At 41.8% G+C, this 23381-nt stretch carries 19 protein-coding genes and 1 pseudogene; 9 read left to right on the top strand and 11 right to left on the bottom strand.

Going from position 1 to position 23381, the window contains the following annotated elements; genetic code table 11:
• Positions 1-66 precede the first annotated feature (66 nt).
• Positions 67-990, bottom strand: a complete 924-nt coding sequence (locus GSQ19_RS17585; protein ID WP_011319226.1) for a glutaminase — start codon at positions 988-990, stop codon at positions 67-69.
• A gap of 213 nt (positions 991-1203) precedes the next feature.
• Between GSQ19_RS17585 and psaK the strand changes: the two genes are divergently transcribed.
• On the top strand, positions 1204-1464 hold the full coding sequence (gene psaK / locus GSQ19_RS17580) for a photosystem I reaction center subunit PsaK (protein WP_011319225.1): 261 nt from the start codon (positions 1204-1206) through the stop codon (positions 1462-1464).
• Between the two features lie 352 nt (positions 1465-1816).
• Here the strand turns inward: psaK and ftsH are convergent, their stop codons facing one another.
• Entirely contained in the window at positions 1817-3718 is a 1902-nt protein-coding gene (gene ftsH / locus GSQ19_RS17575; RefSeq protein ID WP_011319224.1) for an ATP-dependent zinc metalloprotease FtsH, read from the bottom strand.
• A gap of 331 nt (positions 3719-4049) precedes the next feature.
• Between ftsH and GSQ19_RS17570 the strand changes: the two genes are divergently transcribed.
• The 5 genes and pseudogenes from GSQ19_RS17570 to GSQ19_RS17550 all read left to right on the top strand — a co-directional run bounded on the left by GSQ19_RS17570 (position 4050) and on the right by GSQ19_RS17550 (position 8427).
• Entirely contained in the window at positions 4050-4595 is a 546-nt protein-coding gene (locus GSQ19_RS17570) for an NADPH-dependent FMN reductase (protein WP_011319223.1), read from the top strand.
• Positions 4596-4781: 186 nt separating this feature from the next.
• Positions 4782-5276, top strand: a pseudogene (locus GSQ19_RS30540) (transposase family protein); the annotation flags it as partial.
• A gap of 163 nt (positions 5277-5439) precedes the next feature.
• On the top strand, positions 5440-6108 hold the full coding sequence (locus GSQ19_RS17560; RefSeq protein ID WP_011319222.1) for a response regulator transcription factor: 669 nt from the start codon (positions 5440-5442) through the stop codon (positions 6106-6108).
• A gap of 225 nt (positions 6109-6333) precedes the next feature.
• Positions 6334-7947 carry a sensor histidine kinase gene (locus GSQ19_RS17555; protein WP_011319221.1) on the top strand — a complete coding sequence of 538 codons (1614 nt, stop codon included), beginning with the start codon at positions 6334-6336 and terminating at the stop codon, positions 7945-7947.
• Positions 7948-7959: 12 nt separating this feature from the next.
• A complete protein-coding gene (locus tag GSQ19_RS17550; RefSeq protein ID WP_011319220.1) occupies positions 7960-8427 on the top strand; it encodes a PepSY-like domain-containing protein in 468 nt (155 codons plus the stop codon).
• A gap of 156 nt (positions 8428-8583) precedes the next feature.
• Here GSQ19_RS17550 and GSQ19_RS17545 read toward each other — a convergent pair whose 3' ends face one another.
• From GSQ19_RS17545 to GSQ19_RS17520, 6 genes are all read right to left on the bottom strand, one after another.
• The gene (locus GSQ19_RS17545) at positions 8584-10053 is read right to left on the bottom strand and encodes an iron uptake porin (protein WP_228119716.1); all 1470 of its coding nucleotides are present in this window, start codon (positions 10051-10053) and stop codon (positions 8584-8586) included.
• A 220-nt stretch (positions 10054-10273) separates the two neighbouring features.
• Complete coding sequence (locus tag GSQ19_RS17540; RefSeq protein ID WP_011319218.1) at positions 10274-11254, bottom strand: phosphotransferase; 981 nt, start codon at positions 11252-11254, stop codon at positions 10274-10276.
• A 55-nt stretch (positions 11255-11309) separates the two neighbouring features.
• Positions 11310-13112, bottom strand: coding sequence for an ABC transporter ATP-binding protein (locus GSQ19_RS17535; protein ID WP_011319217.1), 1803 nt, complete (start codon positions 13110-13112; stop codon positions 11310-11312).
• Complete coding sequence (locus GSQ19_RS17530; RefSeq protein ID WP_011319216.1) at positions 13113-14273, bottom strand: glycosyltransferase family 4 protein; 1161 nt, start codon at positions 14271-14273, stop codon at positions 13113-13115.
• A gap of 2 nt (positions 14274-14275) precedes the next feature.
• The gene (locus GSQ19_RS17525) at positions 14276-15529 is read right to left on the bottom strand and encodes a glycosyltransferase (protein WP_011319215.1); all 1254 of its coding nucleotides are present in this window, start codon (positions 15527-15529) and stop codon (positions 14276-14278) included.
• A 137-nt stretch (positions 15530-15666) separates the two neighbouring features.
• On the bottom strand, positions 15667-16938 hold the full coding sequence (locus tag GSQ19_RS17520) for a glycosyltransferase family protein (protein ID WP_011319214.1): 1272 nt from the start codon (positions 16936-16938) through the stop codon (positions 15667-15669).
• Between the two features lie 544 nt (positions 16939-17482).
• Here GSQ19_RS17520 and GSQ19_RS17515 point away from each other — a divergent pair.
• Together GSQ19_RS17515 and mgtE are read left to right on the top strand one after the other, a co-directional pair.
• The gene (locus GSQ19_RS17515) at positions 17483-19012 is read left to right on the top strand and encodes a mercuric reductase (RefSeq protein WP_011319213.1); all 1530 of its coding nucleotides are present in this window, start codon (positions 17483-17485) and stop codon (positions 19010-19012) included.
• A gap of 118 nt (positions 19013-19130) precedes the next feature.
• Positions 19131-20531 (top strand): magnesium transporter, encoded by a 1401-nt coding sequence (gene mgtE / locus GSQ19_RS17510; RefSeq protein WP_011319212.1) that lies wholly within the window; start codon positions 19131-19133, stop codon positions 20529-20531.
• A gap of 11 nt (positions 20532-20542) precedes the next feature.
• Here mgtE and GSQ19_RS17505 read toward each other — a convergent pair whose 3' ends face one another.
• Together GSQ19_RS17505 and GSQ19_RS17500 are read right to left on the bottom strand one after the other, a co-directional pair.
• On the bottom strand, positions 20543-20800 hold the full coding sequence (locus tag GSQ19_RS17505) for a hypothetical protein (RefSeq protein ID WP_011319211.1): 258 nt from the start codon (positions 20798-20800) through the stop codon (positions 20543-20545).
• A gap of 159 nt (positions 20801-20959) precedes the next feature.
• On the bottom strand, positions 20960-21817 hold the full coding sequence (locus GSQ19_RS17500; RefSeq protein ID WP_011319210.1) for an SDR family oxidoreductase: 858 nt from the start codon (positions 21815-21817) through the stop codon (positions 20960-20962).
• Positions 21818-22280: 463 nt separating this feature from the next.
• Between GSQ19_RS17500 and GSQ19_RS17495 the strand changes: the two genes are divergently transcribed.
• Positions 22281-22943: a class I SAM-dependent methyltransferase gene (locus GSQ19_RS17495; RefSeq protein ID WP_041456773.1), complete on the top strand. Its 663-nt coding sequence runs from the start codon at positions 22281-22283 to the stop codon at positions 22941-22943.
• A 156-nt stretch (positions 22944-23099) separates the two neighbouring features.
• Here the strand turns inward: GSQ19_RS17495 and GSQ19_RS17490 are convergent, their stop codons facing one another.
• Positions 23100-23378 carry a hypothetical protein gene (locus GSQ19_RS17490; RefSeq protein WP_011319208.1) on the bottom strand — a complete coding sequence of 93 codons (279 nt, stop codon included), beginning with the start codon at positions 23376-23378 and terminating at the stop codon, positions 23100-23102.
• Positions 23379-23381 lie beyond the last annotated feature (3 nt).

The following is a 23381-nucleotide window of genomic DNA, read 5'->3' as shown; positions in this document are numbered from 1 at the left end:
GGCTGGCGAACTGGTGCGATCGCCAAACCTTAAGCATGGCTGATCATCCAAAGCGTTAGTTTTTGGCTAAAGGTGGGAAAATCTCCCGCACAGACCTAGAGAACGGGATAAAACCTCAACAAAAGCGATCGCCCCTACGGGATTACCGATTCTATCTAAAGCTGGGCTATAACAGGCGATCGCCCCTTCTTTTGGGACTACAGCGAGTAAACCCCCACCAATCCCAGATTTCATCGGTAAACCAATTTTGTCAGCATACTCAGCAGAAGCTTGGTATAAACCACAAGATAACATGACCGAGTTAACAAGCTGTTGATGCTGTGGTGATATTGAGCTACTTTCTAAAGCCAAGAGTTTCCCCAGTAAAGCTAAATCTTCAACCGTCCCAGAGAGACAGCATATCTGTTCATAAGTATCAAGTGCTACATCAAGATTTCCTAAATAACCCTTTTCTGCCAGATAATTAGCGATCGCCTGATTAGCAGGAGAGCGAGATAATCTGACAGAAGCCAGCATAGATTCATCTAACTGAATCTGACTACCTGCCAATTGGTTTAGCCATTCGCAAAAAGAGCGCGTGCTATAATCTGCATCCTCTCCTAGTAATTTATCAGCGAGAGTAATAGCCCCACTATTAATCATCGGGTTCCGTGGATATCCACCATCAGCCACTAGTTGTTCTAAGGAATTAAAAGGCGCATCTGATGGTTTCACACCAACCCAGCTTAAAACCTTTTCCATTCCCATGTGTTCCAATAGATACAGGAAAGTAAAAGGTTTAATCACACTCATTAGGGGAAATACACAATTGGTATCTCCTTCGCTGTAGAATTTACCTGATTTACAACAGATGTGTACAGCAAACCAAGCGGTGTCAGCCACAGCTAATCTTGGGATGCGCTCAACCACTCGTCCACAATTTGTCTTAGTTTTTGCTAATGCTACCCAAGTAGACAAATCCACGGTGTCTAGTCTATCAAATCCCCTCACAATAGATACAGCCCCAAAGATTTATCGTAGTCATTCTATTTTTCCCCTAAACCCTCTTTCCTCTCCTCTGCATCTCTTAAAAACAAAATATTTTTTATTAAGTAATGAAACGCAATGTTAAATAATAATGCAAAACAGGGATTCTTCTTGAATTTAGTTGAGAAATATCCTGATTATATTGTCAATCATTAATAAATTTCAGGAGCTAATCAGGTGTTAACTTCAACCTTACTCGCTGCTGCAACCACCCCCCTGGAATGGAGTCCTACAATCGGGATTATTATGGTTATTGCCAATGTGATTGCCATTACTTTCGGCAGGCAGACCATCAAGTATCCTAGTGCAGAACCAGCTTTACCTTCAGCCAAATTCTTTGGTGGTTTTGGTGCGCCTGCGTTACTTGCGACCACTGCTTTCGGTCATATTCTGGGAGTAGGTATTATTTTGGGGTTACATAATCTAGGCAGATTCTAATTAAGAAACAGTCAATAGTTAACACAGATAATTACTCATTGTGTAGGCTATTTGCTATTTCCCAAAGATGGTATTTTTAACTTATACCATGCTGTCATAGGTGATTACCGAAGTTAATTTTCAGTAGATTTTTGTTGTGTCTGTAATCAGCCAGAGAGTAATTTCTCTGGTTTTTTCTTACGAATGTAAATTCCTATAGAAATCTGATTGATGTGATTTAGGACTTAAGCATGAAAACAAAAAATTAAGGGTATAGGGGTATAAATGATTGAAACCCTTACACCCTTACACCCTTACACCCGGTCTCAGCAGAAAATCTGGGTACGTAAGTCCTCAGTTGATTTCACTACAATTACCCATTACCCATTACCATCGACAATTGCTCATCAACCACTTGGTTTTGACTTTCGCTAACAATTTTACGGAACAAATCACCTTCAATAGTTTCTTGTTCTGTCAACAAATCTACTAGTCGTTCCATAACCACGCGGTTAGTTTGCAAAAGTTCCTTTGATGTTTGGTAACAGGTGTTGATAATTTCTCGGACTTGAGAATCTATCTTGGCAGCTATTTCTTCAGAATAGTCGGATTTATTCATCCAGTCGCGTCCTAAAAATACCTCGCCACTTTGATTTTCCAGAGATAAGGGGCCTAGTTCAGACATACCAAACCTTGTCACCATTTGCCTTGCCATTGATGTGACTTTTTGCAGGTCATCACCCGCACCTGTGGTCACTTCTGGCTTACCAAAGACAATTTCTTCAGCAGCACGACCGGCCAAAGTAGAAGTAATTCTAGCTTTGAGTTGGGAACGAGAGATTAACCCTTGTTCTTCGTTGGGAGTAAACCAAGTTAAACCTTGTGCTTGTCCTCTGGGAATCAGGGTGACTTTCTGCACTGGGTCATGGTCTTTTAATAACGTCCCGACTAAACCATGTCCAACTTCATGGTAAGCAATTAAGCGCTTACTCTTGCTGTCTACTAGGGGTGTCCCTTCCATCCCAGCAACTACCCTATCAACAGCGTCATCAATTTCTAGAATCGTAATTGCTTCTTTGCGTCTACGTGCTGTGAGGATAGCGGCTTCGTTGAGTAAGTTGGCTAAATCTGCACCTGTAAATCCGGGTGTGCGACGAGCGATCGCCTCTAGTGATACACTGGGGTCAACTTTCTTATTGCGTGAATGGACTTGCAAAATCTCTAAGCGTCCTTTCAAGTCTGGTGCATCAACAATTACTTGTCTGTCGAAACGACCAGGACGTAACAAAGCTGAATCTAATACGTCGGGACGGTTGGTTGCAGCAATAATAATGATGCCTGTGTTACCTTCAAAACCATCCATCTCCGTGAGTAACTGATTGAGGGTTTGTTCTCTCTCATCGTTACCCCCACCAATACCCGTACCCCGTTGTCTGCCAACTGCATCGATTTCATCGATAAATATCAGACAAGGCGCATTGTCTTTAGCTTTCTTAAACAAATCGCGGACGCGAGAAGCACCCACACCCACGAACATTTCCACAAATTCCGAACCGGAAATGCTGAAAAATGGTACAGCCGCTTCCCCAGCGATCGCTTTTGCTAGTAAAGTTTTACCAGTACCTGGAGGCCCCACCAACAGCACACCTTTAGGTATCCGCGCACCCACAGCCGTAAATCTTTCTGGCTGCTTGAGGAATGTCACAACTTCTTGTAATTCTTCCTTCGCTTCTTCAATACCCGCTACATCGTCAAACTTCACCCCAGTCTTGGCTTCCATTTGGAAACGCGCCCTAGATTTGCCAAAATTCATTGCTTGGCTAGAAGCATTTGTAGAACGACGCAGAAATAGCAGCATTAAAGCCACCAATGGCAAAATCCACATCAGGTTAATTAATAACCCTACAGCAGCTCTACTATTGGCAGAAGAAATCTCACCAAAATCAACATTTTTTTCTTTGAGTCTGTTAATTAACTCGTTGTTCTGCTCCAACAACCTCACCTGTATTGGTGGTGCGTCTGGTTTTTGCCCTTTTAAATAAACTTTAGCTATCTGTTCAGTTTCGTCCAGTTCTACTCTTTTGACTTGCTCTTGATTAACTTTTTGAATCAACTCTCCGTATGACAGAGACTCACGCTCTGCTTTTTGCGCTAAGACAGGATTACCGCCAAACATCGTTGGTAACATAATCAAACTGGCTGCCAAAGCACCAGTCCAAGCAACGCGCTTTGGTGATTGCTGTTTTATCAATGCCTTTTTCCCAAAATTTTTCATAACAATTACCCTTTGTCTGCTGCCATAGGCTGAGTGCTGATTTAAGCCTATTCTTCTAGCAAAAATTGCCATAACTGGACATCACTTTATCTAATCTAGTCTAACTCTCAGAAGAGGCAGGAGGGCAGATAATAGGCAACAGGTAATAAAGAACAGGTAAAAAATATTAGGTCTGTTGCGGATTTATTTCCTGTTCTATTCTTTATATCCACCGAAAGCTCCATTTTCCGTCGTCCAGCGGTAATTTGACTACAGGAAAATAAATCGTTAAGATTATATACAAATTCGTAATGACTTCGTATTTTTACAAATTCTTAACGTTAGGTGCATTATGGTAAAAATTGTAGGTATTGCTGGTAGTTTAAGACCAAACTCTTACACTCAGTTAGCTTTGCGGGTAGCAGCGCAACGCCTAGAAGCCTTGGGTGCGGAAGTAGAAATTATCGATTTGCGGGAGTGGCAATTACCATTTTGCAATGGTGGTAAAGACTACTCAGATTATCCAGATGTTCAGCGCTTGCGTGACACCGTTAGTAATGCTGATGGACTGATTTTAGCTACACCTGAATATCATGGCAGCGTTAGTGGTGTAATCAAAAATGCCCTTGATTTGATGAGCTTTGATGAACTGTCTGGTAAAGTTACAGGACTGATTAGCATTTTGGGTGGTCAATCAAATAGCAACGCCCTAAACGACTTGAGACTGATTGTTCGTTGGGTACATGGTTGGGTAATTCCAGAGCAAATTGCCATTGGACAAGCCTACAGTGCTTTTAGTCCTGAAGGAAAGTTACTTGATGAAAAACTCTCCCAAAGATTTGATCAATTTGCCCAAAGTTTAGTAGAAAATACTCGCAAGCTACGCGGAGTAAATTAGAAACAGGATACTAGGAAAAGATTTTTCCTAGTTATGCCTTTTCTCGCTGGCATGGCAAGTAAAGAATGACAATCCCATGTTAACTGTCATTACCCCCAGAAGTGTTTAAGCTACCTGATAGTTGGCAAGACTATCAGGTACTAAATCATTAATTAGGCGATCGCTCCTCCCCTCAAATTTTGATCGCAAAAAGGCTATCGTTATGTACCGTTATTACCAGGGCCATCACCGAGATTCAGAGATAGTGAGATGTTGACGTTGTTGGTAGCAATGGATTTTTTCCCATACCCAGGAGAACAGCAGTTTTTAGGATTTGTGCGGGCAAACTACTTCAGCCTATTCCCGCAACTGTTAGATCAAAGCCAGTTCAACCGACGAGCCAGACGCTTGGAGGGAATGCTGGAAGAATTAAGACGTTTCTGGGTTGTGGAGTTGGGCGCAATCTTTGAGCGCACCCTAATGTTGGATACAAAACCAGTACCAGTAGTTGGCTACAAGCGTGATAAATGTCAAAGTGATTTTACAGGTAGTGCTGATTACGGGTGATGTGCCAGTCGAAAAATGAATTACTTTGGCTACAAGTTAGTCCTCATCAGCACCCTGAGTGGTATTCCCTTAGTTTACTCTTTAGTGCCAGCCAGTACTGATGAACGTCTAGCAGCAGAATCGGTTTTAGACTCCGATTGGGTTTAAGGATTTCAATTTATACCCCTACACCCCTACACCCTTAAACAAATTAAGCATCCCCTTTTCAGTATAAATCATGAAGAAAAGGTATTCTGGGAACAGACTTTACTTTTACAGTTGTCTCTATCCTTAGAAATACTGAAAGAGGTTGCATCGGATGAATCGGATTCTCATAGCTGAAGATGAACCCCGCATAGCGGCTTTTATTGAGAAGGGACTGCGTTCTCAAGGTTTTACAACGGCTGTGGCTACTGATGCCTACTCGGCGACTAACATGGCATTAAGTAGCGGTTTTGATTTGATGATTTTGGATTTAGGGCTTCCTGGTAAAGATGGCTTGGATGTATTAGAAGAATTACGGGGACAAGGGGAAAATGTCCCAGTGATTATTTTGACTGCTCGTGATGACATTCAAGATAAGGTTGCAGGGTTTGAAGCAGGAGCAGATGACTATTTAACCAAGCCGTTTCGATTTGAAGAATTGTTAGTACGGGTAAAAGCTAGGTTACGTCAGAGTGGTGGTAGCCAGGTTATGGAAGAGATGGTAATTAAGTCGGGACATATAGTTTTAGATTTGCGATCGCGCAAAGTTAAAATCGGTCAAGACACCATAGAACTCCCAGCCAGGGAATTTACGCTGGCAGAAACCTTCTTTCGCCATCCTGGGCAAGTTTTGAGTCGTGAGCAATTATTAGATAGGGTATGGGGTTACGACTATGACCCAGGCTCGAATATTGTTGATGTTTACGTTGGTTATTTACGCAAAAAATTAGGTAATGACTTAATTGAAACTGTCCGAGGCATGGGTTATCGTCTGCGAACATAAGAATATTCTCATCAAAACCTCACAGTTCTTTCATCCGAGAGTTAGAAACTAATAAACATAGGTTTCGATTACAGCCTTTCTTCTTTGCCGACAAAAGATAAATACTGTCGTAAGATGCTTGTGTTCCCTATGTGACCGGAATTTTGAATGCAAGGTTTTGGATTTTGGATGTTAGAGCCGAAATTCAAAACTTTAGCAGTATTATACGTATAAATTTATAGTTATATGGGGCAACAAGCTAAGAAAGATAAATCTCAAGTTATACTATTTTATCCTGACACTCATAAATCAGTGAAGAACCAGCAAAATAGCATAGCTGGAACATTTCTCAAGCACCGTCGAGGCTTCTTCTGGTCTACACGTACAAGGATTTTGTCCTGGTATGCCATAATTTTATTTTTTATTTTTCTGGTTTTTATTCCGACAATTCGTCAGGCTTTATATGCACGAGTTAATCAACGTGTAAACGAGGAAGCAATAGAAAAGATAGAAATATTTGAGCAACTACTTGGTACAAGTAATACTCCTAAGCATCAGTTAGATGAAGAAAGTATTGAAGCTATTGATAAACTTAAACAAAATGATAACCGTCTACTAAAGCCACCAACGACAAAGCAAGAGCTAAGAGAGTTTTTTGATGCTTTTTTAGGCAATCAACTCCCACAAGACGATACATTTTTGATTGCCCTGATGGACGAAAAATTTTATAAATCAAGTCCTAGAGCTAGACCAAAAGAAATGGATAGGGATGCAAAACTCATTCGAGATTGGGCGAAATTAACACAGACAAAGCAAGAAGAAGTTGTAATACCTAATAGTGAAGTTGAAAGCATCGTTTATCTAGCTCAACCTGTGAAAATTCAGAGCGAAATCATGGGAGTTATAGTCATTGCCCACACTACTGCTGGAGAACGTGGAGAAGTTTTGGAAACTTTAGCAGTGATTGTTCGAGTGAGTGCATTTGTTTTAATATTCGCTTTAGTTTTGGCTTGGCTTGCTTCAGGAAAAATTTTGGCTCCTTTGCGCTTACTAACTCAAACAGCTCGTAAAATTAGTGAAACTGATTTAAATCAACGCATCACTATAGATGGTAATGGAGAACTAGCAGAATTAGGCACTACGTTTAATGACATGATGGATAGGTTACAAAATGCGTTTATTAGTCAACGCAACTTTATTAATGATGCTGGACATGAACTGCGAACACCTATTACCATTATTCGTGGTCATTTAGAATTGATGGGCAATGACCCAAAAGAAATACAAGAAACTCTAACTATAGTCATAGATGAGTTGGAACGAATGAACCGTTTCGTCAATGATTTGATGTTACTAGCAAAAGCAGAGCGTCCAGATTTTTTACTACTAGAAACATTTGATGTTTGCACTTTTACCGAAGAATTATTTGCTAAAGTCAAAGGTCTTGGCGATCGCATCTGGAAACTGGAAGCTGTGGCTAGAGGTAAAATAGTAGGCGATCGTCAACGTCTGACTCAGGCTGTGATGAATTTGGCACAAAATGCCACTCAACATACAAACAACACTGATACAATTGCTCTGGGGTCAATGATTTACAGAGATAAAGTCAGCTTTTGGGTACGTGACACAGGTGCAGGTATTGCATCAGCTGACCAATACAGAATTTTTCAGCGCTTTGCTCGTGCAACAAACAGTCGCCGTCTTTCTGAAGGTGCTGGGCTAGGTTTATCTATTGTCCAAGCCATTGCAGAAGCCCACAAAGGACGAGTTACCTTACAAAGTGAACTAGGGGCAGGGTCTGTATTCACGATTATCATACCTTTGGAACCACCCCAAGAAGCAACATTTATCCAAAATTAATTATGTAAATAGGTGAAAAACATACCAATTACATTATTCTTATTTGTGTTTAGTGGTGCATATCTCATAGTATTTTTATTGTCTAGCTATCATCCCGCAAAAAAGGAACAAAGTATCACAGTTCCCCCAAGTGTTCAAGCAGCTTTCCAAGCTAAATATCCCAATATTCCTCACACCTGGCAAAGACATGAATACGGTTATGAGGCAGTTTTTACTCAGAATAATATCCAATACGAAGCGGAGTTTTCCGAGACCGGGGAATGGCTAGAAACAGAGTACTATGTGACAGAAAAAGATTTCCCTCCTATTGTACTAAAACGTATCAAGCAAGAACGTCCTGGATATATCATCACAAAATATGAAGTTGAAATTACACCTAAAGGTATATTTTATGAGGTAGATATTACTGACGGAGAACTTGAGGAAGAATTATATCTTGATAGTCAGGGAAACCTGCAAACTGACTTATATGAGGATTAAATAGGAGTGATGAGTTGTATAGAATAGTTGAACGCAGATGCACGCAGCGAAAAGTTCTTTAGGAGGGTTAGCCCGACCTAGTAAACTTTTCAAGACAGAGAAACGTGGATAAATCAACAGATTTTATATTATGTGCAACCTCCTATAAAATTGCTATTAGAAGGTGAAAGTTGTCCGAACTGTGCCAATATAAATTTTGTCGTTATTATTATTATGCTCTGGGTTGGTGATGACAAATAAACCCGGAGTTATTGCCAGATTATCGGTAATTTGTAGGTGGTAAAAAGCTTCCAAATGTAAAGATGTATCCTGATCTTTAAAGGCATCACCAAAACTATTATGTGTCACTTTAGGCGGTTGACCTATCACAAACCCAGCAAAGCTATTTTCTTTGCCAATATCGTTCAAAGTTAGTAGTAATGCCCATGTGGAAATAGTAGCATTTGGGTTTGTGGGTAAATCATCTGCTGTTGCATGAATCAAACCAACTCGTCCACCCAGGGTAATGGTTGGGTTAATTTGCCAAGCGGCTTCTGCACCAAAGGAATTAGCTGTAATTGCATCTGCTTGACTATTAAAGGGGTTGTTGGTTAACTCGCTGCCAGTGCCGGTGTTGATATTATTGTAGGAGTGGATATAGGTAAGACTAAGTGCCGTGTTTTTGGTGGGTTCCAGGGTGACTTGAGCGATCGCCCCATAAGGACTAGCAAAAATTCCCTTTTCTGGATTAGCTGCATCGTTGGTGACGTATCCCAATGAAAAATTGAGAGACTTGGCGAGATTATGAGAAATACCGATACCTGTACCGCCACCTTGTCTTCTAATTGGATTTTCTCGCCCAAATGTCGAAATTGAACCGTCTCCACTACCACTAAACAGAGGATTAACACTAGGAACAAAATCGCCTAATCCTCCTCCCAAAGCGTATAAGGTGACGCGGGTTTGCTTACCTAGTCGAAATTTGTAATCTAGCTGATCTACTTCTACTTCATTATCATCGTCACCATCAAAGCCTAAATTAGCCATTTTAGTGTCGGTGAAATCTGCTAATTCTGGTGTGTTGCGTCCCTGTAAACGGACTTGTAACTTGTCTTTACCATTAAAACTTGCTTCTAAGCTGAGACGGAGGCGATCGCTCAACACTAAATTATTATTGATTGGCTTAGTTCTACTGTTAGCTTTTTTCCCGCCAGCGACTCCAGTCACCGCAAAAATAACTTCTCCCTCTAACTCAACTTGGGGCGAAAACTGTTGTATTTCTAATGTAGCCACCTTGTTTTCTAATAAATCGATGCGGTTTCTAAAAGTTGCTAATTCCGTAGAAAATTCTGTTTGTAGTTTTTGGATTGTAGTTAATGTTTCTCGATTAACTTTGTCAAAGTTACTATTATTTATCTTGAGAATACAAGCATTTAATTTAGTAGCAAATTCATATCTAGTCATGATTTGATTGTCAGTATTCTCCAGACCAACACAATCATATTGCTCAGTTAATGCTTGTAGTGCTTGGAATGCCCAACTGTCATGGGTAATCTCCGCTAGTTGAGAAACTGATATGATTTTATTTAATGTACTATTTTGTTCTACTGGAATATTTGTTGCACTGACTTTAGCTATATTACTCAAAATAGATAAAATTATTAAACTAATCAGGTGTATTTTCTGACAAAAGATTGAAAACATTAATTCTATTTCCTAAAATTAAAATCTGCGTATATAAATTTATAGGGATTTCTGCTTAAGTGACGTACTTAACTAATGTTTTTAAACGCAGAGGGGCGCAGAGATTGCCAAATTTTATTAGTGGTGTATTCAGTACCTCAGAAGGTTGGGAAACGCTTTATAATTACGAATTATGAGTTATATTGAGTCGTTGTTCGCAGAGATGTAATAGTGCTGCGGTAAAAGGGCGACGTTCGGGAAATAGGGTACTAATATAAATATGTCGGACTAAAGTTAGGATGGTATAGGCTTGAATAGCGAGGGAAAATTCATCACCTGTAAGCTGAAGAAATCTTGTCTTGAGAATATCTTCATACTCTTGTAATGCTTGGGGATTACCAACAGTACGTAAGCTATATTCTTGCAGATGAGCGATAAAATTACCGATATCAACTGCCGGATTACCTGCACAATATAAATCTAGATCAAGGAGATACAAACGAGAATTATTCATAATCACTTGATCAGGGTAAAAATCACGATGGATACCACAGAGTTTTAGTTCTGGTGTGTTTGCGCCTAAATCATCACTGGCTAATAATATGCGTTCTAAACGTCTTTGCCATTGTGGATATTGTTCCATCACTAATGGAATCCGTTCATGGAGAATTCTTAATTCATCCGACATTCTATGAGAACGACGAGGGATAATATTAGCTTGATGCAATTTATAAGCAGCTTCAGCAATTAGTTTTGCAGGGAAAATACCGTTAGTTTGTGAGAGGATTTGAGTAGCAGTCACCCCTTCAACCCGACGCTGTAACCACATTTGCCACTCAGGAATTATCCCCACAGGTTCAGGTACAGAAATGCCATCAGCACTATCATCAGCAAATCCCGATTCCCAGAGAGATTTCTGTAACTCATAACTATGAAAATCCGTTCCCTTAGCCCTCACCTTGCCAATTAGAGTAATAATTTCCCCAACATCATCCATTAGCTCATATTCAATCAAACAACGCCGCCCCAACTTATGACGAATCACCCGGATATTCTGCACACGAAAATTCTGGGCTATTACCAAACATTGCCTAAAACACTCCTCCACCCGTACCCGATCAACCGCATCCGCCAAAAAAGGCATCTTCTCATCACTAAAATCCATACTCAGCGTACCTCAGCGCATACCTCAGTGCCCCTTTGCGTTAAAAAAACTCTCTCTAAACCCTCAAAGAAGCCTGCACCTCATACAAAGCCGCATAACGCCCATTTTTGTTCAGCAACTCCACATGAGAACCTTGTTCCACAATCCGCCCATGTTCCAGATAAATAATCATATCTGCGCGAGTAGCAAAATCCAGATCATGAGTAATCAAAAAAGTCGTTCTATTCCGTGACAACCTTTGCAACGCATCAATTACAGCCTTCTCACTCTCCTTATCTAACCCCGTAGTAGGTTCATCTAAAATCAAGATAGGAGCTTGACGAATAGCCGCACGAGCGATCGCAATCCGTTGTCTTTGTCCCCCCGAAAGAGTTGCGCCTCTTTCCCCCACCAGGGTGTCATATCCTTGCGGTAAAGCTTGGATAAAATCATGAGCATGAGCTAAACGCGCCGCCGCTTCAATTTCTGCATCAGATACCCCAGCAATCCCGTAGGCAATATTTTCCTTAACACTGGCAGCAAACAACAGACTATCTTGCAAAACTACACTAATTTGGGAACGGAATGATGCCAATGTATATTCTCGAATATCTCGCCCATCAATCATCACTCGCCCAGAGGTGGGATCATAAAGTCGTAATAAAAGACTGACTAACGTCGATTTACCACCACCAGAAGTCCCTACAATCGCTACTTGCTGTCCCGATTGAATGTTTAAATTAATGTCTTCTAGTAACACTCGTCCTGAGTCATAGGCAAAATGGACGCGATCAAAACGCACCGCACCCCGGAAAATTGAGGCTGGGACTGCATCCGGTAAATCATGGATATCTGGTTTTTGATTTAACACATCCAAAATCCGTTCCCCAGAAGCCGCAGCTTTAGCCAGTCGTCCAGTATATTTAGCGAAGTTCTGCACCGGCTTAAAGGCATTCTTGAGGTATGTAAGGAATACCAGCACATCCCCAGGGGTTAAAGCATCTCGCAACGCCAACCAAGAGCCATACCATAAAACGATCGCTGTTCCCATTGCAATTACCGCATCTACAGTACGTTCCAAATGAGCCGCCAGCCGTTGAGTTTTGACACTTTCTTTGAGACTACTTTGATTTTGTTGAGCAAACACCCGTGCGAAAGCATCCTGTAGGGAGAGGGCTTTGACTAATTTAATCGCCGCGATAGACTCAGCCGCCGTCGCCGCCACAGCCCCTTCTTGTTGACGTTGCTTTAATGAAGAATCTTTGATGCGCTGGCTGAGTCGGTTAGTGACTAACCAAAAGAACGGTAACGTGATGAGTGACAGCAGAGTGAGGCTAAGATTCATCCAAAACATTACCCCAATCATGCCAAATAGAGAGAGAATGCTAACTACTAGTGGTAATGCTGCCGTAATCATAATCTCTTGGAGACGGCTAGCATCGCTACTGACACGGATAATTAAATCACCACTACGGGCTTTGGTGTGATAAGCCAAAGATAAATCTTGTAGATGACAATATAGACGATTCCGCACTTTAGCCATGACTCGGCTACCGACTATGGCTAATCCTACGGTACTTCCATAGGCAGCAAAAGCGCGTAACCCTGTAATCATTAAAACTGCAACGGCTGAGAATGTTAGTAATGTGATTGGTTCTAGATTAGCTATGAGGGGAAGAGTATTAACCCTGTCGCCCCGCAGAAGAACATAATCAAAGACGAATTTCAGAGGCCAAGGTTCTAACACCCGCAATCCCACATCTGCAATTAAAGCGATCGCCGAAACTAAAAGTAATCCATACTGGGGACGAATATCAGGCCAGAAATAAACCAGCACTTCCCACAAACCGGGAACAGCTGATTTTTTGGGTTTTAGCATTTATAGTTTCACCTCCACAGGTAACGAAGAGGCTATATGCAGAATTTTCCGAGCGATCGCATCCCAAGTATGATTAGCTATCACAGTTTCCCGCGCGGCTTGTCCTAAACTATGACGTAGATTAGGCGATCGCCATAATTGTTCTAATGTGTTAGCTAAAGCGATCGCATCACCAGGGGGGCAAAGCATACCATTCACCCCAGAATCAATTAAGTCTGTCAATTGTCCAATCTGACTAACCACTACAGGCAAACCAGCCGCCATATATTCATACACCTTCAAAGGTGAGAAGTAAAAATCAGCTTGTGCGGCGTATGGTGCAACAGCCACATCCATCGCCGTTAATAATTGGGGAATTTGCTCAGGATTTACCGCACCGGTGAATTGAGTATGAGCATCTAGTCCCCGTGTAGCTAATTCAGCTTCCAGATTCTCTCTTTCCGGGCCATCCCCAACAATCAAAAGTTTGGCATGGGGAACACGTTGATGCAGTAAACTAAAAGCTTCCGTCAGAATAGGTAATCCATGCCAAGGTTTTAAACTACCAACAAACCCCACTGTAAAACTTTCTCGTTGACTTACAGAACGTAGAGGAGAAAAACGACGAGGATTAACACCATTAGGAATCACATAAACTTTGCTACTATCCACATAATCCAGCAAGTAACTTTTCACCCCATCGGAAACCGCAATCAATGCTGTAGCGGCTGAAAACACCCGACGCGCCACAGCTTCCGCACCATCACGATCAATCAAACCCCGATGCTGTGCCTGTTCGATAATCAGAGGTGAATTCACCTCCAACAAACCCGGAATTCCCCTCTCTTGGGCATATTCCATCGCGCCATAACTCCACAGAGAATAACGCTCATAAATCAAATCAAACGAGCCAAACTTCTGCAAACTTAAACGTAAATCAGGATTCATTCCCAAAGCAACCTGCTCACGCTGCAATCGCTCTAACTTGGGAATAGGTGGAAGTTGATGCACCACCACATCAGCCAAATCCGCCGGTAACTCTCCCCCCAACCGATTAGCAAACAATGTAACTTGTCCACCTTGCCCTTTCAAAGCCCGGATCACCTCCTGCACATGAATAGAGCAACCCTTCTGCCCAAAAACAGGAATCCCCCCATCAGCACAAATATAAGCAACTCTCACCCTCACTCCTCCTTTGCGCCTTTGCGCCTTTGCGTGAGAAATAACTCCCTCAAAACTTCCGTATTCCGACAAATATTAAACTCCGACTCAATCAAACTCCTAGCCTGAGTAGACAACCTCACCCGCAAAGCCGCATCCTTCAAAAGTTGACCAAGCGCAGTGGCTAATTCCTCCGCATCATATTGCGGGACAATCAACCCAGTCTCCCCATCACGCACTATTTCAGGAATACCCGTCACAACCGTACTGACACAGGGAGTTCCCAGAGCCATAGCTTCCAGTAAAACCGTAGGTAATCCATCTCGATTACCATCTTTGCCAATCACATAAGGCGCAGCAAACACAGCAGCCTGCTGTACTAATTGAAACACCTCATTTTGAGGACGAGGGCCGATAATTTGCACACAAGATTGCAATCCTAAATCCTGAATCTGCTGATGCAGAGTTGATTCTAAAGAACCAGTACCCACAATTTGACACTGAAATTCATAATTTCTCTGCTGGAGAATTGCACAAGCATCCATGAGAACAGATAGCCCTTTTTTCTCAATTAAGCGACCCACTGAGATAATTAATGGTGGACGTTCCGCCGGAGAAGAATATTGTAATTTTTGTAAATCTAACCCGTTATAGATGCGTTGGACTTGGTTTGCAGCTAGGTTATATGTTTGTTGCAGATATTTGACATTATAGTCACTGACAGTCACCACACCGGCCGCATCTTTTAGCTTTTGTTCCATATCCGCAAATTCTACGCTTTCATGAAAGATATCTTTAGCGTGAGCTGTGAAAGTATAGGGAACGCCCGTAAAGTGAGATGCTAGACGAGCGACACTAGTTGCTACAGTGCCGAAATGAGCGTGTAAATGAGTGATACCTTTGAGCTTGACTTCTCGTGCTAACCATGCAGCTTGGTAGACAGTGCTGGCTTTTTCCCCTTGAGCAAAGGCCAATTTTGACCAAAAATCAGGGATAACCTTACTTGCTTCTTGTAATTCTGCCCAAAAATAGCTAGCGGCTGTAGGCGCAAGACTATTAAGTGAATCACTCACCCTACCTTGAATTGGCTTACGAATATAAGTTACAGGCGCACGCACTTGAGAAATAATATTTTGAAAGTGTGTGTCTGATGGTGGTCTTAAAGCGAAAATTTTTATATCTAAGCCAACCGCTTCATGAGCCAAAATTTCATTAACGACAAAAGTTTCAGAATAGCGGGGATAACGTTTGAGAATATAAGCGACGGACGTAGACATATAGCTGGGGACTAGGGACTAGGGACTGGGTGAAAAGTATTGTTGTGTCTAGGTTGTATCATCTATTGATGTCCTAACACTACTGGCAATAGCTATATTTGTTGACTATTGACTATTGACTATTGACCAATGACTATTTAAGAAGCTTTTGCTTGTGGGGGTGCTTGATGAGTAGACATGAGGATTTCATGGACGAATTGGGGAATGTGGGTGAGTCCTTTGAGATCGACGAATTTACGGACTGGTGGTGGTTGAATGTCAAGATTTAACCAGTTGGTTAACGCCGCCGATGTTAATTTATCTGGGTGTAGGAAATCAATTAAACCTAGTTTTTTTAATCGTTCAGCCCGAATTAATTGTTCTTTTCGGGGTTTGACACGGGGTAGAATAAGCGATCGCTTACCAAAGGACAACAATTCACAAGTGGTATTGTAACCACCCATTGCAATCACCCGTTCGGCTTGATGGAGTAACATTGTCGGTTCGGCTAAATATTCCAACACGCGCAAATTATCACGTTGCGCTGCATAGTTGTGGAGTTTTTGCCTGACTTCTCGTGGCATGAAGGGGCCCGTCAAAATGATACCATTCATCCCTGGTGGTAGTTCTGCATGGGCAAAGGTTTCTGCTAACTGCGCGCCGTCTTGTCCACCACCTACTAGACACAATACTAAGCGTTCAGATGGTAGATTGAGGGATTTAAATGATTGAACTATATCTGAATTCAGATATTTGAGGCGGTTACGTTGGTCAAGATAGCCTGTGTAGCGGAATTTGGCGGCGGTTTTTGGCTGGAGGTGATATTCTTTGGCTAGGTCATAGATGTTGCGATCGCCATACACCCAAACTTGATCATAATAGGTTTGAATCGCTTCTTCATTGGCTGCTCGTTTCCAATCTCGACTCACGGAAGCAGGTTCATCTAAGATATCGCGCAAACCCAGAATGCAGCGTGTGTTGCCTTCCCTACGCAAGTATTTTAAAGTGGGATCTAGTTCTCTGACTGCGCCCCGTGGGACATTATCCACAATGAAGATATCCGGTTTAAAGGTTTTGATAGTGGCGAGGATAACTTGCGATCGCAGTGTAATAATTTCCTGCAATGATAGATCCAACTTTCGTGCTTGATATTCCCCATCAATGTTTTTGTGCAGAGCCGGGAGGGTCAAACAATCTACACCTGGCGGCGTTGGTGAGCTGCTGGCATCTTGAATGCCACTAATCATTAAAATATCAGTTTGTAGTGGTGAAAATCCTAAAGTTTGAGCAATCAACAAATTACGGCGTTTGTGTCCTAGTCCCATTGTGTCGTGGGAATACAACGCTATACGGCATTTACGAGGCTCATAAGATTTGATTCTAGCCGATTTTCTGGTGATTTTTCTGGAGTGGGGTAACAAGTTGTTCATTTGTACTCCTGACTAATTTTTAACACAATATATAATCCAGTTTTTATCTAGCAATTTCCCATAATTGATAGGAACAAATTACATTGATAATGTTGAGTAAAATCAACTATCTTTATATATAGATCAGCAATTAAGTACAGACCCTTAGGCACTAGGTCAACAAGTGAGAAGTATTGCTGACGATCATTTATTTGCCAATCAACTTGAGGGGCAAAAATATCCTAAAATCTTTCTGGGAATTGGCTTGTTTCTATACACAGGTGAATTGCTACTGAGTTTCTTAACTGTAAATTAATGCCAGTTTAACTAGTAATCTATGAAAGCTTAATGAATAAAAGATGAGAAATTTCTTATGAAAGTAATTATTCTGAAGCTTATGCCAATGTGAGAATATCGGGTGTAGTCACCCTATCCATAACGTAGCTAAATATTCTCGCCTGCACTCAATACTAACATTGCCTGTTCTGAATTTCCTGATTTTGAATTGCGAATTTTGTAGCTTGCTTACAATAGAGTAATTTGGATTGCTGAGAGGTTACACCCAATGTCCAATTCAGAACTAGATAGAGTCATCGTCCGCCCAGTAGATGAATATAACCAGAAATTGGTGGCTTATGTACATCCGCCCAATTGGGTAAATCCCCAACCTGCTGATAGTTATGACTTGGTAGTGATTGGTGCGGGAACTGCTGGCTTAGTGGTGGCGGCGGGTGCGGCTGGTCTGGGTTTGGGTTTAAAGGTGGCGCTGATTGAAAAGCATCTCATGGGTGGAGATTGCTTGAATGTGGGTTGCGTCCCTTCTAAAACAATCATTCGGTCTTCGCGGGTGGTGGGGGAAATCTGGAACGGGAAAAATTTGGGGATTAATATTCCCAGCCAGATTGATATTGATTTTCCCGCAGTTATGGCAAGGATGAGACGAATACGGGCGGACATTAGCCATCATGACTCGGCGGAACGCTTTGCATCTTTGGGAGTAGATGTGTTTTTGGGTAGCGGTAAATTTGCTAGCAGTGACATCGTAGAAGTAGCTGGTAAAACCCTGAAATTTAAAAAAGCGGTGATTGCTACTGGTGCTAGGGCTACAAAACCAGCGATTATCGGCATTGAACAAGCTGGATATCTTACTAATGAGACGGTTTTTTCCTTAATTCAACGACCGGAAAAGTTAGCTGTAATTGGTGGTGGCCCCATTGGTTGCGAATTAGCTCAAGCCTTCCGCCGTTTGGGGAGTGAGGTAGTGCTGATTCATAGTGGTTCCCACCTCCTCAACAAGGAAGATAACGACGCAGCGCAAGTTGTCCAACAGACTTTAATTAAAGAAGGGATTCGCCTAGTTTTAAATGCCAAGGTAGAAGAAGTAGTGACGGTAACTGAAGGTAAACGGTTGTATTTTTCTACTAACGGTTATCGTGATTCGGTGACGGTAGATGAAATATTAGTGGGTGCAGGGCGATCGCCTAATGTGGAAGGGTTGAATTTAGAAGCCGTCGGGGTAAAATACGACAAGCGTCGGGGTGTGGAAGTAAACGATTATCTACAAACAACTAACCCCAAGATTTATGCTGCTGGTGATATCTGCATGGATTGGAAGTTTACCCACGCCGCCGATGCAGCCGCGCGCATTGTCATTAAAAATACCCTGTTTTCACCCTTTGGTTTAGGCAGGTCGAAACTAAGTAGCTTAGTTATGCCTTGGGTAACTTACACTGACCCAGAAATTGCCCATGTGGGACTGTATGAAAGTCAAGACGTAGAGACAATTAAAATTCCTTTTAGTAGTGTAGATCGAGCGATCGCCGATGCTCAAGAAGATGGTTTTCTGAAAATTCACCACAAAAAAGGTTCTGATGAAATTGTCGGTGCAACTATTGTGGCAACTCACGCCGGCGAGATGATTTCGGAAATCACCACAGCGATAGTCAATAAAATAGGTTTAAACAAACTCAGTAATGTGATTCACCCCTATCCTACCCAAGCTGAAGCCATCAAAAAAGCCGCAGATACCTATCGCCGTACCCTCCTCACACCAAGAACAAAAAAACTGTTGGGATTTTTAACCAAATTTTCTTAAGAAAAAACTGACAACACATCAAAGCAGAAAAAATCACGGTAAGTTTAACCTTACACCTTCCACAATCCCTTAGACTAGGGGCAGCAACCTTGTTCAGACTGGTCGAGGAAAGTGGAAAGTGACAGAGACGAACAATTTAAACTCTACCCTTCAGGATGTGTCACGTAGGGAATTGCGTGATTTAGTGCGGACGCAGATGCGAATGCTATTAGAAGCAGGAGATTTACAGGGAGCAAAAGCAATTCTTGTACCTGTACAGCCTGCGGACATAGCCGAAGCGATTGAAGGTTTGCCCGAAACGATGCACGCTTTAGCTTTTCGCTTGCTTTCTAAAGATGAAGCCATTGAAGTTTATGAATATCTTGATTACAGTGTTCAAGAAAGATTAATTGAAGAGCTAAAAAGCCAGGAAGTCCGCGATATCGTTGATCAAATGTCGTCGGATGACCGAGCTAGATTATTTGATGAATTGCCTGCCAAGGTTGTCAATCACCTACTAGAACAACTTAGCCCAACAGAACGCCAAGCCACAGCCCTAATGTTGGGTTATGAAGCCGATACAGCCGGGCGCATCATGACTCTAGAGTTCATTGGTCTGAAAGAAAACATGACCATAGGGCAAGCTCTAGAACGGATTCGCAGCCTCGCTAATGCTAGTGAGATGATCTACTATCTTTACGTCACGGATCAAGCTAGGCGCTTAACCGGCATTGTCTCACTGCGGGAGTTGGTGACATCCCAGCCAGAACAGACTATTGGCGAAGTGATGACCCGTGATGTAATTTTTGTCAATACAGATACTCACCAGGAAGAAGTAGCTAAGTTAATTCAAAGGTATGATTTCCTGGCTGTTCCGGTGGTAGACAGGCAACAGCTTTTAGTCGGGATTGTCACTGTTGATGATGTAATTGATATTCTGGAAGAGGAAACCACCAAAGATATCTACGCTTTAGGGGGTGGTGTGCAGTCCAGTGGCGACAATTACTTTCAAATGGATTTATGGGAAGTAGCTCGCAAGCGGGTTTTATGGTTATTTGTTCTCTTAATCACCAATACCGTCACCGGCACAATTATTAAGTCCCAAGAAGATATCTTGACAAAAGTAGTCACCCTCACCGCCTTTATCCCCTTGTTAACTGGTACTGGTGGTAACGTAGGCGCTCAGTCTTCCACAGTCGTGATTCGCGGGATGAATACAGACGAAATTCGCTCACTTGGCACATTACAGGTAATTGGACGAGAAGCGATCGCTGGTGCATTGCTAGGAGGTATGTTAGGTAGTATCGCCACTGTATGGGCTTACTTTCTCCAAGGTCGATTAGAAGTTGCGATCGCTGTTGGTGCTAGTTTAATCGCTATCTCTGTTTTGGCTTCTATATCTGGTTCAGCACTGCCATTTTTGTTTCGCTACTTACGTTTAGATCCAGCCTTAATGTCAGCACCTTTTATTACTACAGCCGTTGACGTACTTGGAGTTTTAATTTACTTCAATTTGGCAAGAGTGATTTTACAATTGTGAATTATTGATATTTACAATTCCGAAGCTGTATCCGGTGCAATAATTTCTCCAGTTCCCAAGTTAAGAATCATATCCTGGTCGGTAATTAACTCATTCAATTCTTTAACTTGCAGATTCATTTCCTCACACGCTTTTCTCAGTTCTCGTGCAAATCTATTGAGATCATCACCATAGCCACATTGGTAAGCAGCAGTTTCAATTCCCTGCTTGGCATTTGCCCTAGCACAATCTACTAATTCTGTGCCGTGCAATGGTTTTAGGGATGACATAAGCTATCTTTTTTCTTTAAATGTTCCTTACTAGATATAGCAACTGCTGAAGACGTAATCATCTCTCCGTTGGCAGACATACATTAACGTTCAAGAGTGAGAATCCAGAATAGATAAGAGATAATTTATGCTGAATTCTCAATCATAAATTTAGACTATTTAGCCATTAACTACTTCCCCACCATTAGGATGTAAAACTTGACCAGACATATAAGACGAATCATCAGAAGCTAAAAACACATAACTAGGTGCAACTTCTTCCGGTTGTCCTGCTCGTTGCATCGGTACTTGTTTACCAAAGGTTTCTACTTTTTCTGTGGGGAATGTCGAGGGAATTAAAGGTGTCCAAATTGGCCCAGGTGCCACAGCATTAACCCGGATACCTTTACTAATGAGATTTTGTGATAAGGAACGAGTAAAGGCAACAATTGCCCCTTTTGTTGCAGAATAATCAAGTAAATGTGAACTACCTTTATAAGCTGTAACTGAAGTAGTATTGATAATAGCGCTACCTTGTTTCAGATGCTTGAGTGCTGCTTTTGTCAAGTAGAACATTGAGAAAATGTTAGTGCTGAATGTCCGTTCTAACTGCTCTTTAGTAATATCTTCAATGCTTTCTTGGGGATGTTGTTCAGCCGCATTATTGATGAGAATATCCAGTTTACCAAACTCATCTACAGTTTGTTGAATTGCACGCTGACAAAAAGCCTCATCAGTTATATCCCCGGCGATAGATACAGCACGCCGTCCTTGTTCTTCTACCAAATTTTTGGTTTCTTCCGCATCGCCATGTTCACTCAAGTAAACAAAGGCTACATCTGCACCCTCTTTAGCATAGGCGATCGCCACAGCCCGACCAATCCCACTATCCCCACCAGTAATCAAGGCAACTTTATCTTTTAATTTACCGCTACCCAGATACCGAGCATCATCAGCTTGAGGTTTTGGTTGCATTTTTGATTCTGTACCTGGTGTTTTTTGCTGCTGCGGTGGTTGTAATGTTTGCTTTTCTGCCATATGTTTCTCCTGGTAATAGACCTACAACTTCTCGATCAACAAATTAAATTTTCATCCACACAATTAAACCTTGGATCGATAGATCAACCCAAGGTTTAATTGTGCTTTTGCTCCCACTTGCAAATAGCAAGCTTACGCATTTTCACCCCGGATGTTAGCCAAACGTACTAATTGTTAGCCAATGTACGTGACTGACATGATTTCTCCTCACACCTGAAATAATTAATCTGACCACGGAAAACAAGTACACAACTCTCTTTCGATGAAGGATTTATCCTATTCATCTGCCTTAAAATTAACTACTATATACTTAATATTTATCGGTCTTGAGGTGGAAACAAAACTCAGATTTTCTCAACCTAGAGAGAGAAAAAAGTCACTATTTAAGGGAGTAGCAGACAGTGAATAATTAATTATTACGTAGATGCAAGCCATAGGTTCTGACAAATTACAAATTAATCTTATGACGACTCGTACTCTGGGAATCACACAAAATTTATATGATTATTTACTATCTATTTCTTTGCGGGAACCGGAAATACTTACTAAACTACGACAAGAAACAGCCTTGCAACCTATGGGAAGAATGCAAATTGCCCCAGAACAGGGACAATTTATGGCGTTGTTGGTGCAATTGCTGGGTGCAAAAAAAACTTTAGAGGTGGGGGTATTTACAGGCTATAGTTCCTTGATTGTGGCACTAGCTCTACCTCCGGACGGAAAACTGGTAGCCTGCGATGTTAGTGAAGAGTTTACCGCGATCGCCCAACGTTATTGGCAGCAAGCCGGAGTAACTCATAAAATAGACTTTCATCTCGCCCCAGCGTTGGAAACATTAGATAAGTTACTAGTAGCAGGTGAAGCCGAAACCTTTGATTTTGCCTTTATTGACGCAGATAAGAGCAACTATGACAATTATTATGAGCGATCGCTGCAATTAATTCGTTCAGGAGGTGTGATAGCGATCGATAATGTTCTCTGGTCTGGTAAAGTTGCCGATCCGGAAATTCAAGATAATCGCACCAAAAAAATCCGCGCCTTCAACCACAAGCTATTACAAGACCAGCGCATCACCTTAAGTTTAATTCCCATCGGCGATGGATTAACTTTAGTACGGAAAAATTAATTGTATGTTTTGTTATAGCTGTCGCCAGTAGTGTTAGGATATCAATAGATGATATAACCTAGACACAACAAGACTTTTCACCCAGTCCCCAGTCCCCAGCTATCATGAAATGTGCAAGTTCAAGCAAGAGTAGCTTACACATTTCATGACGACTACTTAGAGGTTGTTTTGGTAAAACGCCTCAATTGCACCTACAGCTTTTAATAACGGCGAATCTAAAGGTTCAACCCAATCAGCCACTTCACGAGCCAACCCCAGAGTTGAGGTTCCTGCTGATGGTTCAAGCTGCCCGGCCAATGCCTGATTTCTCACAGATTGCAGAACGCTAATCACATTATTCAAACGCTCTGAATCCGCTAGTTCAGTACGCATCTGTTCTGCAATCTTCAATGCTTGGTCTATCAGATGGAGAAACTTTTCGGTTTTGATTTCCATAAA

The organism is Trichormus variabilis 0441 (assembly GCF_009856605.1).
Taxonomy (GTDB): domain Bacteria; phylum Cyanobacteriota; class Cyanobacteriia; order Cyanobacteriales; family Nostocaceae; genus Trichormus; species Trichormus variabilis.
The sequence above is the reverse complement of the archived record's forward strand: the minus strand, read 5'-3'. Positions and strand labels throughout refer to the sequence as shown.

Coding starts and splice junctions, on each gene's coding strand:
- ftsH (WP_011319224.1), bottom strand. CDS start 3,718: ATGAAAAATTTTGGGAAAAAGGCATTGATAAAACAGCAATCACCAAAG.
- GSQ19_RS17570 (WP_011319223.1), top strand. CDS start 4,050: ATGGTAAAAATTGTAGGTATTGCTGGTAGTTTAAGACCAAACTCTTAC.
- GSQ19_RS17560 (WP_011319222.1), top strand. CDS start 5,440: ATGAATCGGATTCTCATAGCTGAAGATGAACCCCGCATAGCGGCTTTT.
- GSQ19_RS17555 (WP_011319221.1), top strand. CDS start 6,334: ATGGGGCAACAAGCTAAGAAAGATAAATCTCAAGTTATACTATTTTAT.
- GSQ19_RS17540 (WP_011319218.1), bottom strand. CDS start 11,254: ATGGATTTTAGTGATGAGAAGATGCCTTTTTTGGCGGATGCGGTTGAT.
- GSQ19_RS17535 (WP_011319217.1), bottom strand. CDS start 13,112: ATGCTAAAACCCAAAAAATCAGCTGTTCCCGGTTTGTGGGAAGTGCTG.
- GSQ19_RS17525 (WP_011319215.1), bottom strand. CDS start 15,529: ATGTCTACGTCCGTCGCTTATATTCTCAAACGTTATCCCCGCTATTCT.
- GSQ19_RS17520 (WP_011319214.1), bottom strand. CDS start 16,938: ATGAACAACTTGTTACCCCACTCCAGAAAAATCACCAGAAAATCGGCT.
- GSQ19_RS17515 (WP_011319213.1), top strand. CDS start 17,483: ATGTCCAATTCAGAACTAGATAGAGTCATCGTCCGCCCAGTAGATGAA.
- GSQ19_RS17505 (WP_011319211.1), bottom strand. CDS start 20,800: ATGTCATCCCTAAAACCATTGCACGGCACAGAATTAGTAGATTGTGCT.
- GSQ19_RS17500 (WP_011319210.1), bottom strand. CDS start 21,817: ATGGCAGAAAAGCAAACATTACAACCACCGCAGCAGCAAAAAACACCA.
- GSQ19_RS17495 (WP_041456773.1), top strand. CDS start 22,281: ATGACGACTCGTACTCTGGGAATCACACAAAATTTATATGATTATTTA.
- GSQ19_RS17490 (WP_011319208.1), bottom strand. CDS start 23,378: ATGGAAATCAAAACCGAAAAGTTTCTCCATCTGATAGACCAAGCATTG.